The organism is Sphingomonas sp. ABOLG (genome assembly GCF_003950435.1).
GTDB classification, from domain to species: Bacteria; Pseudomonadota; Alphaproteobacteria; order Sphingomonadales; family Sphingomonadaceae; genus Sphingomonas; species Sphingomonas panaciterrae.
Map to the genome: position 1 here is coordinate 25,304 of NZ_QQWW01000017.1, position 17,650 is coordinate 42,953.

Annotated in this window: 16 protein-coding genes; 8 read left to right on the forward strand and 8 right to left on the reverse strand. The window is 67.8% G+C overall.

From position 1 onward, the window contains the following. Positions 1–2: 2 nt before the first annotated feature. Positions 3–869, reverse strand: a complete 867-nt coding sequence (locus tag CA236_RS16030) for an inositol monophosphatase family protein (RefSeq protein WP_125946366.1) — start codon at positions 867–869, stop codon at positions 3–5. Positions 870–932: 63 nt separating this feature from the next. Between CA236_RS16030 and CA236_RS16035 the strand changes: the two genes are divergently transcribed. Both CA236_RS16035 and CA236_RS16040 read left to right on the forward strand, forming a co-directional pair. Next, on the forward strand, positions 933–1,472 hold the full coding sequence (locus CA236_RS16035) for a redoxin domain-containing protein (RefSeq protein WP_125946367.1): 540 nt from the start codon (positions 933–935) through the stop codon (positions 1,470–1,472). Between the two features lie 49 nt (positions 1,473–1,521). After that, positions 1,522–2,571 (forward strand): GGDEF domain-containing protein, encoded by a 1,050-nt coding sequence (locus CA236_RS16040; RefSeq protein WP_231621837.1) that lies wholly within the window; start codon positions 1,522–1,524, stop codon positions 2,569–2,571. Positions 2,572–2,948: 377 nt separating this feature from the next. Here the strand turns inward: CA236_RS16040 and CA236_RS16045 are convergent, their stop codons facing one another. Beyond that, positions 2,949–3,581, reverse strand: a complete 633-nt coding sequence (locus CA236_RS16045; protein WP_046407357.1) for a YbhB/YbcL family Raf kinase inhibitor-like protein — start codon at positions 3,579–3,581, stop codon at positions 2,949–2,951. Positions 3,582–3,655: 74 nt separating this feature from the next. Between CA236_RS16045 and CA236_RS16050 the strand changes: the two genes are divergently transcribed. Beyond that, the gene (locus tag CA236_RS16050) at positions 3,656–4,081 is read left to right on the forward strand and encodes a DUF1810 domain-containing protein (protein ID WP_125946368.1); all 426 of its coding nucleotides are present in this window, start codon (positions 3,656–3,658) and stop codon (positions 4,079–4,081) included. A 38-nt stretch (positions 4,082–4,119) separates the two neighbouring features. Here CA236_RS16050 and pepN read toward each other — a convergent pair whose 3' ends face one another. Next, the gene (gene pepN, locus CA236_RS16055; RefSeq protein WP_125946369.1) at positions 4,120–6,714 is read right to left on the reverse strand and encodes an aminopeptidase N; all 2,595 of its coding nucleotides are present in this window, start codon (positions 6,712–6,714) and stop codon (positions 4,120–4,122) included. Between the two features lie 216 nt (positions 6,715–6,930). Here pepN and CA236_RS16060 point away from each other — a divergent pair, with 216 nt between their 5' ends. The 3 genes from CA236_RS16060 to CA236_RS16070 are packed head-to-tail and all read left to right on the forward strand — an operon-like array spanning position 6,931 to position 10,712. Then, positions 6,931–8,598, forward strand: a complete 1,668-nt coding sequence (locus CA236_RS16060) for a M28 family metallopeptidase (RefSeq protein WP_125946370.1) — start codon at positions 6,931–6,933, stop codon at positions 8,596–8,598. 15 nt (positions 8,599–8,613) lie between these two features. Beyond that, the gene (locus tag CA236_RS16065) at positions 8,614–9,894 is read left to right on the forward strand and encodes a M48 family metallopeptidase (RefSeq protein WP_125946371.1); all 1,281 of its coding nucleotides are present in this window, start codon (positions 8,614–8,616) and stop codon (positions 9,892–9,894) included. Then, the gene (locus CA236_RS16070) at positions 9,891–10,712 is read left to right on the forward strand and encodes an NAD(P)-dependent oxidoreductase (RefSeq protein WP_125946372.1); all 822 of its coding nucleotides are present in this window, start codon (positions 9,891–9,893) and stop codon (positions 10,710–10,712) included. The genes CA236_RS16065 and CA236_RS16070 overlap by 4 nt, the downstream gene beginning before the upstream one ends. Here CA236_RS16070 and CA236_RS16075 read toward each other — a convergent pair. The 4 genes from CA236_RS16075 to nadB all read right to left on the reverse strand — a co-directional run bounded on the left by CA236_RS16075 (position 10,622) and on the right by nadB (position 15,478). Continuing rightward, entirely contained in the window at positions 10,622–11,539 is a 918-nt protein-coding gene (locus CA236_RS16075; RefSeq protein ID WP_125946373.1) for an EamA family transporter, read from the reverse strand. The genes CA236_RS16070 and CA236_RS16075 overlap by 91 nt on opposite strands. A 38-nt stretch (positions 11,540–11,577) precedes the next feature. Then, positions 11,578–12,582: a beta-eliminating lyase-related protein gene (locus CA236_RS16080; RefSeq protein ID WP_046407366.1), complete on the reverse strand. Its 1,005-nt coding sequence runs from the start codon at positions 12,580–12,582 to the stop codon at positions 11,578–11,580. A 77-nt stretch (positions 12,583–12,659) separates the two neighbouring features. After that, positions 12,660–13,781: a serine hydrolase gene (locus tag CA236_RS16085; protein WP_052742397.1), complete on the reverse strand. Its 1,122-nt coding sequence runs from the start codon at positions 13,779–13,781 to the stop codon at positions 12,660–12,662. 116 nt (positions 13,782–13,897) lie between these two features. After that, entirely contained in the window at positions 13,898–15,478 is a 1,581-nt protein-coding gene (gene nadB, locus CA236_RS16090) for an L-aspartate oxidase (RefSeq protein ID WP_125946374.1), read from the reverse strand. 134 nt (positions 15,479–15,612) lie between these two features. Here nadB and CA236_RS16095 point away from each other — a divergent pair, with 134 nt between their 5' ends. Together CA236_RS16095 and CA236_RS19300 are read left to right on the forward strand one after the other, a co-directional pair. Further along, complete coding sequence (locus CA236_RS16095) at positions 15,613–17,415, forward strand: aminopeptidase P family protein (protein ID WP_125946375.1); 1,803 nt, start codon at positions 15,613–15,615, stop codon at positions 17,413–17,415. Further along, the gene (locus CA236_RS19300) at positions 17,376–17,510 is read left to right on the forward strand and encodes a hypothetical protein (RefSeq protein ID WP_269430555.1); all 135 of its coding nucleotides are present in this window, start codon (positions 17,376–17,378) and stop codon (positions 17,508–17,510) included. The genes CA236_RS16095 and CA236_RS19300 overlap by 40 nt, the downstream gene beginning before the upstream one ends. Here the strand turns inward: CA236_RS19300 and CA236_RS18845 are convergent. Beyond that, positions 17,480–17,629 (reverse strand): hypothetical protein, encoded by a 150-nt coding sequence (locus CA236_RS18845; protein WP_164518966.1) that lies wholly within the window; start codon positions 17,627–17,629, stop codon positions 17,480–17,482. The genes CA236_RS19300 and CA236_RS18845 overlap by 31 nt on opposite strands. Positions 17,630–17,650 lie beyond the last annotated feature (21 nt).

Consider the following 17,650-nt stretch of genomic DNA (forward strand, 5'->3'; position numbering starts at 1 on the left):
GCTCAATGATCGTGGTCATGCCCATGCCCATGCCCATGCCCATGCCCATGCCCATGCCCATGGTCGTGCGCGCCGGGCGCCGCGTGCAGCGCCTCCAGCACCTCGTCCATCCGCGCCGGGTCGCCGATCGCCAGCACCTGCCCCGTGCTCGCCTGCGTCAGCGGATCACCGTTCCAGTCGCACATCCGCCCGCCCGCGCCCTCGACGATCGGCGCCAGCGCGGCGAAATCGTACAGCGCCAGCCCCGCCTCGCACACGATGTCGAGGTGCCCGCTCGCCAGCAGCCCGTAATTGTAGCAGTCGCCGCCATAGACCGGCCCCTGCCGCGCGTGCCCGCCGGAAACCGCCGCGACCAGCGCCATGAAATACGGCACTTCATCGTCGTTGAAGGCGTGCGGGCTGGTCGTCGCCAGGATCGCGCCCTCCACTTCGCGGCAGGCGCGCGTGCGCACCGGCGCCCCGTTGAACAAGGTCGGCCGCCCCGCCGCGCCGATCCACCGCTCACGCTGGATCGGCTGGTCGATCACCCCCATCATCGGCCAGCCATCCTCGACCAGCGCGATCAGCGTGCCGAAAATCGCCCGACCGACGGTGAAGCTGCGCGTACCGTCGATCGGGTCGAGCACCCAGGTGCGACCGGTCACGCCGTCCTTGATGCCATATTCCTCGCCATGCACCGCGTCGCCCGGCGCTTCGGCATCCAGGATCCGGCGCATCGCCGCCTCCGCCGCCCGATCGGCCAGCGTGACCGGCGAATGGTCGGCTTTCATCTCGGTGCCCAGTTCGCCGCGAAAATAGGGGCGAATCGCCTCCCCCGCGGCATCGGCGAGGCGGTGGGCAAGGGCGAGGTCAGCTTGGCGGATCGGCATGGCGCAGCCCTATCGCGCCCCGCACGGCCGCGCTAGAACCGGCGCACCAACGGGAGATACCCTGTGCGCCACGTCCTTGCCCTTGCAGCCGCTTTTTCCCTTACGCTCGCCGCTCCCGCCGGGGCGAGCCTGGCCGTGGGCGCCAAGGCGCCCGATTTCACCACCCGGGGCGCGATCGCGGGCAAGGTGGTGAACGTCAATCTCGCCCGCCAGCTGAAGAACGGGCCGGTCGTGCTCTACTTCTTCCCCGCGGCCTTCACCGCCGGCTGCAATGCGGAGGCGCGCGCCTTTGCCGAGAATATCGACAAGTTCCGCGCCGCGGGCGCGACGGTGATCGGCATGTCCGCCGATTCGGTCGAGGATCTCACCAAGTTTTCCGCCGCCGAATGCGCCGGCCGCTTCGCAGTGGCCAGTGCGGGACCGCGCGTCGTCAGCGGCTATGATGTGGCGCTCGGCCGGCAGGTGAAGGGCCGCGATGCCACCCGCCGCACCAGCTACGTCATCGATCGCACCGGCCGCATCGCCTTCGTGCATGACGACATGTCCGCCGAGCGTCACGTTGCCCTTACCCTCGACGCCGTTCGCCGGCTCGCAAAGTCGTAACAATCGCAACGCTATCTTAGCGATTTCGCGCTAGCTCAGGACACCGCCCGTGGCGCTGGCTGGCAGCGCCTGGGGAAGAAAGCGGACCAGCACGGTGAAGGTAAGCACGGCCGAGACGGAGGCGTTCAGCCTCTATGAGGCGATTGGCGCCTTTCTCGCCATTCACCGCCTCAGCGCCGACCCGGCATATTATGCGCTGGCGCATGAAATATTGAGCCATCCGGACGGCGCGCTGGCGCGGGCAGTCGCCGTGCGCACCGACGGCGGCGTACGCCTCACGCAGCAGGATATGGCGGAACTTGGCGTGCTCGCCCGAACGCAGCCGCACGACACCCCCGCCCGCCCCGCCGAGGATGCTTTGGTCGCGCAACTCACCATGCAATTGGGCGACTTTTCGGAAACCGTCCGGTCGATCCATGCCGAAACCAGCGACTTTGGCCGCGATCTGATCGCCACCGCCGCCGCGATGCGACAGGCGGACCCCGCATCGACGCGCAACTACATCAGCGAACTCACCGCCGCGATGATCGAACGAGTCCGCCAGGCGGAGGCACGGCTGGCCGCGGCGGAACAGGAAAGCGAGGCGCTCCGCAGCGCCCTCGCCGATGCACGCAGCGACGCGCGGCAGGATCCGCTGACCGAATTGGCCAATCGCCGCGCCTTTGACGAGGCGCTGTCGGCGCTGGCCCCGCACACCCCGGTGATCTTCGCACTGTGCGATATTGACCACTTCAAGCGCGTGAACGATCAGTTCGGCCATGCCGTCGGGGATCGGGTGCTGCGCGCGGTAGGCCAGACGATCGCCGCCGAAAGCGGGTCGGCGCTGGTCGCGCGTTATGGCGGCGAGGAATTTGCGCTGCTCCTCGTCGGCGTCGACATGGACACTGCGACCGGCATCGTCGATCGCGCCCGCAGCGCGGTTGCCGCGCGCCGCTTCCGCTCGCGTGCGACCGATGCCCCGATCGGCGTGGTGACGATTTCCGCAGGGCTCGCCGCCGGCACGGCCGGCGAAACGCGCGAGGTCCTGTGTGCGAGAGCGGACGCCGCGCTCTACCAGGCAAAGGCGGCCGGCCGTAATCAGGTACTCAGCGCCGTTTGATGGTGTGATCCGCCGCGCGCGGATGGCGATATTTCCCAACCCTGAACGGCGAACCGGCTAAGTGATTGATATTGCGTCAGCGGTCAAACTTGGCACGCCCCATGCAAACGCCTTGAGCATCGGCGCCGGATGGTCCGGCCGCCAGATAGCACAAGGGAATTGCACCATGTTCGTCCGCCTCAACCAGCTTCACCAGAATGTCGCCAGCCTCGCCGGCGCCTTCATCTTCGCCGCGCTCATGATCAGCGCCGCCGTTCCCGTCAGCCCGATCGCCTGATCCGGCCACACGCCTCCCCCTGTTCTGGAAAGGATTGTTCGATGGTCCGCTCCGCCTGCCTCGCCCTCGCTGCCTTTGTCAGCATGTCGGGCCTCCTCGCTTATGTTGACGCCGCCGCAAACGCGGTCTGAGCCGGCGCTGCCTCGGCCGGCTCGCCACGCGAATAGGTCCCGATAAGCAGCCCCGCAGCAAGCACATGCCCGGTCATGGCGCGCACCAGCGCCGTTCGACCGGGCGATGCGCCGGGATCGCCCACCCCGGCACCCAGCGCGAACAACTGAAACACATAACGATGCTCGCCATGACCGGTCGGTGGATCGGGTGGCAGCCAGCCTTCGCCCAGGTACGAATGGCGACCCACGTCGCCTTGCTCGGCCAGCCCGTTGCCATCGGCGACGATCGCGCCCTCCTCCAGCCGCCCGGCGTCCGCCGGCAGGCCCCACATGACGGCATGGACCAGCGGCTGCGGCGCCGGTGCGTCCGCATCCTCGACCAACAGCGCCAGCAGCGCCGTTTCTTCCGGCACCGCGCCCCAGGTCAGCGGCGGTGAGACACCCTCGCCATCGGCGGTGAATCGCGGCGGCAGACGCGCCTCCTGCGCGAACGCCGGGCTGGACAGGTCAAGCGCGCCGAATGTTCCACCCAGTTCGGGCTGCACGATCGCCAGCTTGTCCGCACCCGCGCGCACATTGCCCAGCGTTCGCCCAAGCCAGGCGGGGATATGTTCCAGCATGTCGCCTCCTTTTCTTGCGCCGATTTCAACGCACGAGGCCGCATCCGCGATGCGTGTTGCGCGTTGGGTGCGACATGGACGACCCGTTCGATCTCGACCGCTTCGTCACCGCGCAGCACGGCAGCTATGCCGACGCGCTGACGGAATTGCGCCACGGCCGAAAGACTAGCCACTGGATGTGGTATGTCTTTCCGCAGCTCCGCGGGCTGGGTCACAGCCCCACTGCGCAGCATTTCGGAATCGCGTCGCTGGATGAGGCGCGCGCCTATCTTGCGCATCCCCTGCTCGGCCCGCGTCTGCATGCGGCGTGCGCCGCGCTGGCTACCGCCAGCGGCAGTGCGGTCGACATCCTTGGGCCGGTCGACGCGATGAAGCTGCGGTCCTCGATGACGCTCTTCGCGCGCGCGGCCGATGATCCGGCCCCGTTCCAGGCGATCATCGACCGGTTCTTCGACGGGCCGGACCCGGCCACGCACGCGCTGCTGCCCAAGGCACCCTGACGCGCCGCGCGCGTCTGGGCTTTGGTCCTCAGCGGGCCTCAGCCGTCGAGGCTCTTCGACGCCTGTTCGAACAGGTCCTTGGACAGCCCGCTGGTCCCGACGATCCGCTCCAGCTCTGCCCGCATCAGCGCCGCGCGCGCGGGGTCGAACCGCCGCCACCGACCCAGCGGCGGCAGCAGCTTCGCCGCCGTCTGCGGGTTGAGCCGGTCAAGCGCGATCAGCTGGTCGGCAAGGAAGCGATAGCCCGCGCCATCGGCCTGGTTGAACGCCCGCTGGTTGACCGCAAAGGCGCCGATCAGGCTGCGCGCCCGATTGGGATTGGCCAGCGTGAAGTCGGGATGCTCGGCCAATGCGCGCACCGCCGCCAGCGTATCGACCCGAGTCGACAACGCCTGCGTCTGGAACCATTTGTCCAGCACCAGCGGATTACCCGCATAACGGTTGTAGAAGATGTCGAGCGCCGCCTCGCGCAGGTCGCTCTCGCCATTGACCAGCACTGACAGCGCACCCTGCCGATCGGTCATGTTGTCGGCACGCTCGAACTGGCGGAACGCCAGCGCCGCCGCATCGCTGGCCCCCGACGCCGCGATATAGCCCAGCGCCACGTTGCGAATCCGCCGCGCCGCCTTCGCCGCCGGCGTATATTCATACGGCCGGTCGCTCTCATTGTCGTCGTAGATCTCGCGCCAGCGATCCCCCAGCGCGCGGCCAAGGTCCGCGCGCAGCGCCTCGCGCGCAGCAAAGATCGCATCGGGATCGACCACGCTCAGCTGGTCGCCGATGAAGCTCTCTGACGGCAACAGCACCGCCTCGGCGACGAACGCCCGGTCTAGCGTCGGATCGTCGAGCGTGTCGGCCACCGCGTCGATCACCGCACGATGATCCGCCGCGCCCTCGACCGCGCCCGCTACCAGCGTGTCCAGCATCAGCTGCTGCATCGCTTCATAGCGCGCGAAGGGATCGTCATCGTGCCGCGCCAGAAACGCCAGCTCCTCCGCGGTACGATCGCTCTCGATCGTTACCGGCGCTGAAAAACCGCGGTTGATCGACAGCACCGGCCGCTCGGCAACGCCGTCGAACACGATCGTCTCGCTCGCATCCTCCAACAGCACCAGTTGCTCAGGCCCCAGCGGCCGCCCGGTCTCCGCGCCGAACAGCCGGATCTTGAGCGGCAGGACCATCGGCTCCTTCACCGCCTGTCCCGGCGTCGGCGGCACATGCTGCGCCAGCCGCAGCGTCGCGCGACCGCCATCATGCGACAGGCTGGCGGCCACCCGCGGCGTCCCCGCCTGGCTGTACCACAGGCGGAAGCGCGACAGGTCAACCCCGCCGCCCTCCTCCATGCACGCCACGAAATCCTCGCACGTCGCCGCCGTCCCGTCGAAGCGGTCGAAATACAGGTCGCACGCCGCCCGGAAGCGCGTCGGCCCCAGGATCGTCGCCATCATTCGGATCAGCTCGGCGCCCTTGTTGTAGATCGTCGAGGTGTAGAAATTAGAGATCTCAAGATAGCTTTCGGGCCGCACCGGATGCGCCAGCGGGCCGGCATCCTCCGGGAACTGGCTGGCGCGAAGCCCGCGCACATCCTCGATCCGCTTGACCGCCGCCGATCCCTGGTCGGCGGAGAATCCCTGGTCGCGAAAGACGGTGAAGCCTTCCTTCAGCGACAGCTGGAACCAGTCGCGGCAGGTGACCCGGTTGCCCGACCAGTTATGGAAATATTCGTGCGCCACCACCGTCGCGATCGCGTCGTAATCGTAATCGGTCGCGGTATCGGGATCGGCCAGGATGTAGCGGCTGTTGAAAATGTTCAGCCCCTTGTTCTCCATCGCGCCGAAATTGAAATCATCGACCGCGACGATGTTGAACACGTCCAGATCATATTCGCGGCCATAGACGCGCTCGTCCCACGCCATCGACAGCTTCAGCGCGTGGAGCGCATGATCCGTCTTGGACAGGTCCGCCGCGCGCACCCAGATGCCCAGCTCCACCTCGCGCCCCGACCGGGTGGTGAAAGTGCCGCGATTGCAGGCCAGGTCGCCGGCAACCAGCGCGAACAGATAGGATGGCTTGGGAAACGGATCGTGCCATTCGGCCCAGTGCGTCCCATCGCCATTGTCGCCCGACGCGATCGGATCGCCATTGGCCAGCAGCACCGGATAGCGCGCCTTGTCCGCGCTCATCCGCACGCGATAGGTCGCCAGCACGTCGGGCCGGTCGGGGAAGAAGGTGATGCGGCGAAACCCCTCCGCCTCGCATTGGGTGCACAGGTTTCCGCCGGAGGAATACAGCCCCATCAGCTGCGTGTTGCGATCGGGCGCGATCTCCACCTCGGTCTCGATCACGTGCGCGTCACCGGACAGCGGGATGACCAGCTGGTCATTCTCCATCCGCCAGTCGTTCACTGCGACACCATCGACCAGCACCGCGATCGGCGTCAGCCCGTCGCCGTGAAGCCGCAGCGGCTCGCCCGTCTCGCCGCCGCGCCGCACGTCGAGCCGCGCGCGCACCCGCGTCGCCGACGGGTCGAGCGCGAAGTCCAGCGACACGTCGGGGACCAGCCATGCCGGCGGTCGATAATCCTCGCGGCGGTGAACGGCCGGGGTCGCGGTGGCGGTAAGAGCGTCGAGCATGGGAAGAGATATAGACGGCGCGCGATCCGGTTCCATCGGTAATGCTTGCGGCGCGCTCCCCCAATGCTACGACTTACGGCATCAAGCCGCCCAATCCTTGTCTTTCATGTCGAGTGAGGTCGAGCCGCGTGTCGCAGGCGCCCGTCGCCGGTGCCACGTCGCCCCGCCCTTCTCGCCGTCCCGGTCGGGGGCGGGCGCCATCACCACGGGATATCCATGCGTCGTTTCGCCATTGCTCTGTGCTTTGCCACCCTGCCCGTCGCTGCCATCGCGCAGCAGGCTGCCCCCGCCGCTCCGGCAACGCCTGCGAAGGCTCAAACCGCCGCGGCCACCACGCCGCTCTCGCCCGAGGCTGCGGCGATCAAGTCGCACGTCATGTTCCTCGCCTCGGACGCGATGCGCGGGCGTGAGGCTGGCAGCCCGGAATATGATATCGCCGCCGAATATGTCGCCTCGCAATTCTTTGCCGCCGGGCTGAAGCCGGGCGCGGCCAAGGGCGGCTATCTGCAGGAAGTGCCGCTGGTCGCCTACAAACCCGAGGGCGAGGGGAAGCTCGGCATCACGCGCGGCGGCACCACGCTGCCGCTCACCTACGGCACCGATTACGTCCCCTCCGCGAACCCGCGCGCTAAGGAAACCAATCTTTCCGCGCCGGTGGTGTTCGTCGGCTATGGCATCGTCGCGCCGCAATATGGCCGCGACGATTATCGCGGCGTCGATGTGAAGGGGAAGATCGTCGCCCTCGTCAGCGGCTCGCCGTCCAAGATGACGGGTGAGGAGCGTGCATGGCTCGGCTCGCCGACGACCAAGGCACGGTTCGCGGCGGAACGCGGCGCGGTCGGCACGATCACGCTCGTCACCCCGCGCAGCGACAAGCAGCGCCCCTTCGCCAAGATGGTCGAAGGGATCGGCCACACCCGCATGACCTGGGCCAATCCCGACGGCACCGGCCATGTCGAGGAAGGCGGCATCCCGACGCTCGCGACGCTGAGCCTCACCGGCGCGGAAAAGCTGTTCGCCGGCGCGCGCACCAGCTGGGCGAAGGTCGCGAAGGAATCGGACAAGGCCGATGCGCGCTTCACGCCCGAGGAGCTGCCCGCCACGCTCTCCGCCACCACCAAGACCAGCTTCGCCCCGGCGCGCTCGTCCAACGTCGTCGGCGTGCTGCCCGGCAGCGATCCGGCGCTGGCGAAGGAAGTCGTCGTCCTCTCGGCGCACCTCGATCACGTCGGCGTCAGCGGCAAGGCCGATGACAAGATCCACAATGGCGCGCTCGACAATGCGATCGGCATCGCCAGCCTGATCGAGGAGGCCAAGCGCTTCCAGAAGGAAGGGGCGCCCAAGCGCACCGTCCTGTTCCTCGCCGTCACGGCGGAGGAAAAGGGGCTGATCGGCAGCGATTATTTCGCCAACCACCCGACCGTCCCGGCCTCGTCGATCATCGCCAACGTCAATCTCGACATGCCGATCCTGACCTACAAGTTCGAGGATATGGTCGCGTTCGGCGGCGATCGCTCGACGCTCGGCCCGATCATCAGCCGCGCGGTTGCGGGCGCCGGCGTCAGCCTGTCGCCCGATCCGATGCCGGACGAGGGGATCTTCGTTCGCTCCGACCATTTCCGCTTCGTGCAGAAGGGCGTGCCCTCGGTCTTCCTGTGGCCGGGCCAGAAGGGACCGGGCAAGGCCGCGGTCGAACATTTCATGTCGACCAACTACCACAAGCCCAGCGATGATCTGTCGCAGCCGATCGAGTGGGAACAGGGCGTCCGCTTCGTCGACGTGAACTATCGCATCGCCCGCGACATCGCCGACGCGCCCACGCGCCCGGTGTGGAACAAGGGCGATTATTTCGGCACGTTGTTCAAGGGGCCAATGGCCCCGTAACCGGGGGAACAGGGGATGAGGAAGGTCATCGGGGCAGCGCTGCTGGGGGCAGCGGCGCTGTTGCCCGCCATCGCGCAAGGACAGGGGGCAAACCCCGGTTTCGACGTCGACGCGGCAACCCGCGCCTACCTCGATCTTCTGCAGGGGCCGGCACGGGCGAAGTCGGACGCCTATTTCGAGGGCGGCTATTGGCTGATCCTGTGGAACGCAGTTGTCGCCGTGCTGGTCTATGGCGCGCTGCTCGCCAGTGGCTTTTCCGCCCGGATGCGCGATCTCGCCGAACGGCGCGTCAGGCGCACCTGGCTCGTCCCCGGCCTGTACGGCGTGCTGTTCACGCTCGTCAGCTTCCTCCTGTTCCTGCCGTGGACGATCTACACCGGCTTCGTGCGCGAGGCGCAATATGACCTGATGAGCCAGACGTTCGGCGCCTGGCTTATCGACCAGCTCAAGATGCTGGGCGTCTCGCTGGTGGTGAATGCGCTGCTGTTCACCGCGATCTACGCCGTCATTCGCCGCTTTCGCCGTGCATGGTGGGCGGTCGGCACGGCGGTGATGATCAGCTTCCTCACCATCGGTCTGCTGCTCGGCCCGGTGTTCATCGAGCCGCTGTTCAACCGCTACACCGAAATGCCCGCCGGTCCGCTGCGCGACCGAATCGTCGCGATGGCCGAGGCGCATCACATCCCGGCCGACCATATCTATGTCGCCGATGCCTCACGCCAGACGAAGCGGATTTCCGCCAATGTCGCCGGGCTCGGCCCCACGATCCGAATCGCGCTGAACGACAATCTCCTGAACCGCACCTCACCTGACGAGGTCGCAGCGGTGATGGGGCATGAGATGGGCCATTATGTGCTCGGCCACATCTGGCGACTGCTGCTGTGGTTCGCCCTTGCCGTGCTCGTCATCTTTTTCGCGCTCTCCCGGCTGGCGCCGCGGCTGATCGCGCGCCACCCGCGCTGGGGCGTGCGCGACGTGGCGGACCCTGCCGGCGCGCCGCTGCTGCTCGCGATCACGAGCGTCCTCGTGGCGCTGGCGACGCCGTATATCAGCACGGTCACCCGCCTGAGCGAGAGCGAGGCGGACCGCTTCGGCCTCGATGCCGCCCGCGCGCCTGACGGCTTTGCCACCGCGGCGATCCGCCTGTCAGAATATCGCAAGCTTGAGCCCGGGCCGATCGAGGAATTCCTGTTCTTCGATCATCCTTCGGGCGCGACGCGCGTTCGCATGTCGATGCAGTGGAAGAAGGATAACGTGCCCGGCGCCACGATGGTCACCCCGACGCTCGCGAAATGAGCCGGCTGTTCATCTTCGGGCTTGGCTATGCCGCCAGCGCGATCGCCGATGCCGCCGGCGGCCCGGTGCTGGCGACGACGCGTGACGGCCGCGGCGGCACGATCCGCTTCGATGATGGAGATGCGGTGCGCGCCGGGCTCGCCGCCTCGACCCATGTCCTCTCCTCCGTGCCACCGGATGGCGCGGACGATCCGGTGCTGGTGCGATACGGCGCGCTGCTGGAGGGCAAGTGGCTCGGCTATCTCTCCTCGACCGGCGTCTATGGCGATGCCGGCGGCGCCTGGGTGGACGAAAGCGCGCCGATCACCGGCCGGCGCGGGCCTCGCAATGCGGCCGACGCGGCATGGCTGGCGCTCGGCGCGCGCGTCTTCCGCCTCCCCGGCATCTACGGCCCGGGCCGCTCCGCGCTCGACCGGGTGGCGGCCGGCAAGGCGCACCGCACCGCCATCCCCGGCCAGGTGTTCAGCCGCGTCCATGTCGATGACATCGCGCGCGGCGTCGTCGCCGGCTTCACCGCACCGCCGGGCGCCTACAATCTCGCCGACGACCATCCGTCCAGCCAGGATGCGGTGATCGAATTCGCCGCCGACCTGCTCGGCCTGCCGCCGCCCCCCGTGGTCCCGCTCGACAGCCTCTCACCGATGGCCCGCGCCTTTTATGCCGAGAACCGCCGCGTCGCGAACGGGAAGGCAAAGCGCGTGCTCGACTGGACGCCGCTCTACCCGGACTATCGGTTAGGCCTTCGCGCCGTCAGCGCGATGACCAGGCCAAAAGCGGCCAATGCTGCGCCACAAGCGGCCAATGTGGACCAGCGGTAACCCTCGAACAATGTGGAAAGGGCCATGGCGATCACCGGCACGATGACGCTGGAATAGGCCGACTTTGCCGGGCCAATGATCCGGATCACCCCGAAATACAGCGGAAACGCCAGCGCTGACGCCGCCAGCCCCAGGTACAGGATCCCCGCCACATACCCCAGCCGCCACTCCATCACCGGCGGCCCCGCCGTGAACCACGCCCAAGCCGCATCGAACATCCCACCCATCAGCATGGCCACAGCGGTGGTGCGCAGCATCGGATAGCGCCGCGCGGTCTCAGTCCCCTGCATAACATTCGCGCTGGAGGCGGACAGAATAGCGCACAAGGTCAAGGCGATACCGGTCAGCGCGGTCGTCGGCCCATGCGGGTCGCTGCGCACCTCATGGACGAACAGCAGCGCCACCCCGCCCATCGCCACCGTCGATCCGACGATCAGCTGCCGCCCCATCCGCTGCCCGAGAAATATGCGCCCGAACAAGGAGTTGGGGATCAGCAGCAGCGCGAACACCACCGCGACCAGCCCCGAGGTGATGAACTGTTCCGCGCGATAGACGAAGTTGAAATTGAGCACGAACTGCGCGAGGCCAAGCGCGGCGGCAAAGGCATAGCCACGCGCATCGATCGTCCCCGGCTCCCGCCGAATCACCGCCCAGGCAAGGAGCGCCGCGCCCGCCACCAAAAAGCGGTAGCTCACCGACCAGGACGGCGGCACCACGCCCAATTGGTCGCGAATGACCAGCCACGTCGATCCCCAGATCAGCGTCACGATCCCGAACGGGATCAGGACACGGGCGCGAGTCGATTGCGGCGGCGGGGCGGTGGTCATGCCGCCGCGTAGTGCGGATTGGGCGGCGGGTGAAGCGGTTAGCCGAGCGCCGCGATCGCCTCGGCGAGCGGGCGGATATCCTCGGCCCGCTGGTTCCACGAAACCACCAGCCGCGCCTCGCCCGGCCCCCAATCATAAAAGTCGAACCCCTTGGCCCGCAGCGCCGCGGCTTCCTCGGCCGAGACGCGCAGGAACACCTCGTTCGCCTCCACCGTATGCACCAGCCGATCACCCGCGGCGGCGGCGATCAGCGCCGCGCCTTCGTTGGCATTGCGCGCATTGGCCAGCCAGCGGTCCTCCTCCAGCAGCGCGAGGATCTGCGCCGCCAGATAGCGCCCCTTGGAAAACAGCAGGCCAGCGCGCTTGCGGCGATAGCGGCTCGCCTCCACCAGCCCGCGCTTGAAGAACACCAGCGCCTCGGCACCCATCCCGCCATTCTTGACGAAGCCCATGCTGAGCGCGGTCACGCCCGCGCGCCACGTCATGTCGGCGGGCGAGCAGCCGGCGTGAACCAGCGCATTGGCAAAGCGCGCACCATCCATGTGCAGCGCCAGCCCCTGCTCGGCCGCCAGGGCGCCGATCGCCGCCACCTCGTCGGGACGGTACACCAGCCCATATTCGGTCGCATTGGTGATCGAGATCGCGTGCGGCTGCACCTGATGCACGTCCTTGCGAATCGTGCCGAGCAGCGCTCGAAGCGTTTCCGGCGTCAGCTTCGCGCCCTCACCGCCCGCCAGCAGCAGCTTGGCGCCATGGGTGTAGAATTCCGGCGCGCCGCATTCGTCATTCTGGATATGCGCGTCATGGTGACACAGCACCGCGCCGTGTGGCGGGCAGAGCGCTGCCAGCGCCAGGCAATTGGCCGCGGTGCCCGTCGGCACCCACAAGGTCTCGACCTCGGTCTCGAACAGCGCCGACAGCCGCGCGTCCAGCATCCCGGACCAGCGATCGCCATCATAGGCGGTGTCGAGCACATCGGCCTCGGCCATGGCGGCGAGCACGGCGGGATGGACCGGGGCGGCGTTGTCGGAAAAGAAGCGCATGGGGGTGCCTTGCGGCGCTACCGCGCGACCGTCAATCGACACGGATCAAGCGATCGGGCACCGACGCTGTGACCGGATCAGGTTTCGGGATCGTCCTGCTCGCGCGAGGCGATCGTCGCCGTCCCGCGATAGCCGCTGACGCTGGCCGCCACCGCCTGGATCAGCTGCTGGCGCTCGCGCATCGGGCGCGTCGTGTCGCCGATCATCACTGCCACCGCATAACGCCGGCCGTCCGGCGCGGTCAGCAGGCCGACGTCGTTGAAGCCGGCGTTGCGGCGGCCCAGTTCCTGCCCCGTCCCAGTCTTGTGCGCCAGCGTCCATCCCGGCGCGATTCCCGCCTTCAGCCGCGCCCGCCCGGTGCGGCTCGATTCCAGCGTGGAGATCATCAGCCGCGTCGACGTTTCGGACAGCAATTCGCCCCGCGCCAGCCGCGACAGCGCATCGGCAATCGCTAGCGGCGCCGCGCCATCGGGCGGATTGTCGATATAGGCCTGCATCGCCCGCGCGCGCACCGCCGGATCCAGCTTCGCCCGCTGGATCGAGAAATTGTTGCCGATGCTCATCGACTGATCCCACGTCAGCCCGGCGGTCTTCGCCTGGAGCAGCCGCTCACCCGGGCCGAAGCGAATGTCGCCCAGCCGCTTGCGCTCGATAAAGGCGTTCACCGCCCTCGGCCCACCGACCAGCGTCAGCAGCCGGTCATTGGCGGTATTGTCGCTCTGCGTCAGCGCACGGAACAGCAGGTTGCCGACGGTCGTGTTCCACGTCCCGCCCTTCACCAGATAGGCGACCGGCTGGTGGAACAGCGTCAGGTCGCTGGCCGTCACGCTGACCGGATCGTCCAGCTTCAGCCGGCCATTGTCGCGCTGATCGAGCACGGTCATCGCGACCCACAATTTGCTGACGCTCTGCTGCGGCAGCAGTCGACGCCCCCCGGCCTCGATCGTCCAATCCTCGTCGACGGCGCGCACCGCCACGCCGGCAATACCCGGGAACTCGCGCACCAATTGCTGGATCGACGCATCCAGCGCGCGCGGCGCGCGGCTGGCCGGCAGCGGCTTGGGCTTGGGCACCGGGATGGCGACGACATAGGAGGGCGCGGGGGCCGGCGCGACGGCGCGCGCGTTCCGCGAGGGTGGCTCCCCGACACAGCCGGCCAGCGCGAGCAACGCAGCTCCTGCGCCCAACCGTCCGATCATGATCCTCGCCTGCCCCATGCCATGACACGGGAGGCTATCGGAAAAGACGCCATTGAAAACCGTGGGTTACCCGCTTTGCGATGAACGGCGCCTCTGCTGCGATGAACAGGATGCAGTTACGGAACCAGGACCGTGTCGACCGGCGCCTCCAGCGTTTCCGGCCAGTCCAGCGTATAATGCAGGCCGCGGCTTTCGTGTCGGTGCAGTGCCGATCGTACGATCAGCTCCGCCGTCTGAAGCAGGTTGCGCAGCTCGATCAGGTCCGGCGTCACCCGGAAATGGCCGTAATAATCCTCCACCTCCGCGGTCAGCATCTTGATGCGATGCTGCGCGCGCTGCAGCCGCTTGGTCGTGCGCACGATACCGACATAATTCCACATGAAACGGCGGATCTCGGTCCAGTTCTGCTTGATCACCACTTCCTCGTCGGAATCGGTGACCCGGCTTTCGTCCCACGGCCGGATCTTCGGCACCGACGGCAGCATGTCCCAATGCGCTGCGATATGCTGCGCTGCCGCCTCGCCAAACACGAAGCACTCCAGCAGCGAGTTTGACGCCAGCCGGTTCGCGCCGTGCAACCCGCTCTCGGTGCATTCGCCCGCCGCATACAGCCCCGGCAGGTCGGTGCGCCCGTGGCGGTCCACGATGATCCCGCCGCAGGTATAATGCTGTGCGGGCACGACCGGGATCGGCTGCACCGTCATGTCGATGCCCAGCCCGATCAGCTTCTCGTAGATGTTCGGAAAATGCCCGCGCACGAAATCGGCCGGCTGATGGCTGATGTCGAGGTGGACGTAATCCAGGCCATAGCGCTTGATCTCGGCATCGATCGCCCGCGCCACCACGTCGCGCGGCGCCAGCTCCAGCCGCTCGGGATCATAATCGACCATGAAGCGGTGCCCGTTCAGCGGGTTGATCAGCCGCCCGCCCTCCCCGCGCACCGCCTCGGTGATGAGGAAGTTCTTGGCGTCGAGGTTGTAGAGGCAGGTCGGGTGGAACTGCATCATCTCCATGTTGGAGACGCGACAGCCCGCGCGCCATGCCATGGCGATCCCGTCGCCGGTCGCGCCGCGCGGCGCAGTGGAGAACAGATACGTCCGCCCCGCGCCGCCCGTCGCCAGGATCGTCGCACGGGCGGTGTAGAGGTTCACCGCCCCACTCTTGCGATCCACGGCATAGACGCCCCAGACGTTGCCGGCACCCGAATAGCGCTCCTCATGTCGGCTGGTGGCGAGGTCGATCGCCACCTGATCGGGAACCAGCGTGATGTTTGGATGCGCCTCCGCCGCCCGCTGCAGCGCCTCCTGCACGGCCCAGCCGGTCGCGTCGTCGACATGCACGATGCGCCGATGCGAATGCCCGCCCTCGCGCGTCAGGTGGAGCGCATTCCCGTCCTGCGCGAACGGCACGCCCAGCTTCTGCAGCCGCTCGATCGCCGCCGGCGCATTCTCCACCACGAATTCAACGATCTCGCGGTCATTGAGTCCAGCGCCCGCCACCATCGTATCCTCGACATGGTTCTCGAACGTGTCGCCCGGCTCCAGCACCGCGGCGATCCCACCCTGCGCCCAGGCGGTGGACCCTTCGTTGAGCGCGCCCTTTGCCAGCACGATCACCTTGAATCGATTGGCGAGGTTGAGCGCGGCCGTCAGCCCCGCAGCACCCGATCCGACGATAAGCACGTCCGCGCTCGTCATGCGCGGCTCTGGGGAGGAAGAAGCATCCCGGCTGCATGGCACGAAGCGCCGGCATCTGCCATATCGGGCGATGATGTTCCCGCGCGGCACCTGACCCGGTGAGGTGGCCGTGGGTTGGTTTGCAAGGAAGCTCCATGTCCACCTACTCCGCCCGTCTCGCCGCCCTGCGCGACCAGCTTGCGCGCCAGCAGCTCGACGGCTTCGTCGTGCCGCTGACCGATGAGCATATGAGCGAATATGTCGGCGCCTATGCGCAGCGCCTGTCATGGCTCACCGGTTTCCAAGGGTCGGCCGGCACCGCCGTCGTGCTGCCGGCGGAGGCCGCGATCTTCACCGATGGACGCTACACGCTGCAGGTGCGCGAACAGGTGTCGGGCGACGACTGGCAGTTCGTCGGCGTGCCGGAAACCAGCGTCTCCGGCTGGCTTGCCGATCATGCCCGGCAGGGCGCGCGCATCGGCTATGATCCGTGGCTCCACACCCGCGCCTGGGTCGATGAGGCAAGCCGCGCGCTGGCCGCGATCGACGCGACGCTGGTGCCGGTCGACACCAATCCGGTGGACGCGGTCTGGCCCGACCGCCCTGCGCCCTCCGATGCGCCGCTCACCGTGCAGGACGATGCCCATGCCGGCCGGTCCTCGGCCGAAAAGCGCGCCGCCGTTGCCGACTGGCTGGTGGCGCATGGCGCGGATTCGGTGGTCCTCGCGTCGCTTGAATCGACCGCATGGCTGCTCAACGTGCGCGGCGGCGACGTGTCGCGCACCCCGGTCGCTTTGTCCTACACGATCGTCAACGCCGACGGCACCGCCGACCTTTATGTCGCGCCGGAAAAGATGAACGACGCGGTCGCCGCGCATCTCGGCAACGCCGTTCGTGTCCATGACCGGCGCAGCTTCGCCGCGGCACTGGGCCAGTTCGTCGGCCGGCGCGTCGCAGTTGATCCCGCGCTGTCGGTGGCGGCCATTCCGCTCGCGATCGAGGCCGCCGGCGGCACCGTCGTGCCGCTGCGCGACCCCACCGTCATCCCACGCGCGACCAAGAATGCGGTCGAGCAGGCGGGCCATCGCGCCGCCAGCATCCGCGACGGCGCCGCCTTGTCACGCTTCCTGCGCTGGATCGCGATCGAGGCGCCGAAGGGGGGCCAGACCGAATTGTCCGCGGCGGCAAAGCTGGAGGAATTCCGCCGCAAAACGGGCGTGCTGAAGGACCTGTCGTTCGACGCCATCTCCGCCACTGGCCCGCACGGCGCGATCCCGCATTATCATGTGACAGAAGAATCGAACCTGCCGATCGAGCCGGGGCAGCTCTACCTGATCGATTCGGGCGGCCAATATGTCGACGGCACCACCGACGTCACTCGCGTCGTCCCCATCGGCCACCCGACACAGGAGATGCGCGATCGCTTCACCCGCGTGCTGAAGGGGCATATCGCGCTCGCCACCGCCGTCTTCCCGCGCGGCACGACGGGGGCGCAGCTCGACGCGCTCGCCCGCCTTCCCTTGTGGCAGGCGGGGCTGGATTTCGCGCATGGCACCGGCCACGGCGTCGGCAGCTACCTCTCGGTACACGAAGGGCCCGCGCGAATCGCCAAGCCGAGCTATCCCGGCGCCGGCCCGTCGGAGCCGCTGCTGCCCGGCATGATCCTCTCCAACGAGCCGGGCTATTACAAGGCCGGCGAATACGGCATCCGGATCGAGAACCTGCTCCTCGTCCATGAACAGGACGTGCCCGGCGGGGAGTCGACGATGCTCGCCTTCGAAACGCTCACCCTCGCTCCGATCGACCGCGATCTGGTCGATCCGGCCCTATTGACCCCCGGCGAATTGTCATGGCTCAATGACTATCACGCCCGGGTCGCGGCAACGCTCGCCCCCGTGCTGGAGGGGGAGGAACGCGAATGGATCGTCTCAAGGTGTTCGCCCATCACTGTCGGGTGACGCTTCCCTGGGCGGTGGTCGGCGGGGCGGCGCTGACCATCGCCTATCTGACGGGCGACTTCTGCTATGCGGTCGGCCGCTTCGTCGCGGACTGATCCTCGCCCTCACCGTCCGCCGCTATGTCCTTCACTGCCCGCGCCTGCTCCTTGCGCCGGCGCAGGTTCGCCCGCAGCGCCGCGGCCAGCCGCGCGTCCCGTTCTGCCTTGCTTTCCATCGAAACAGGCTATCGCGCGAC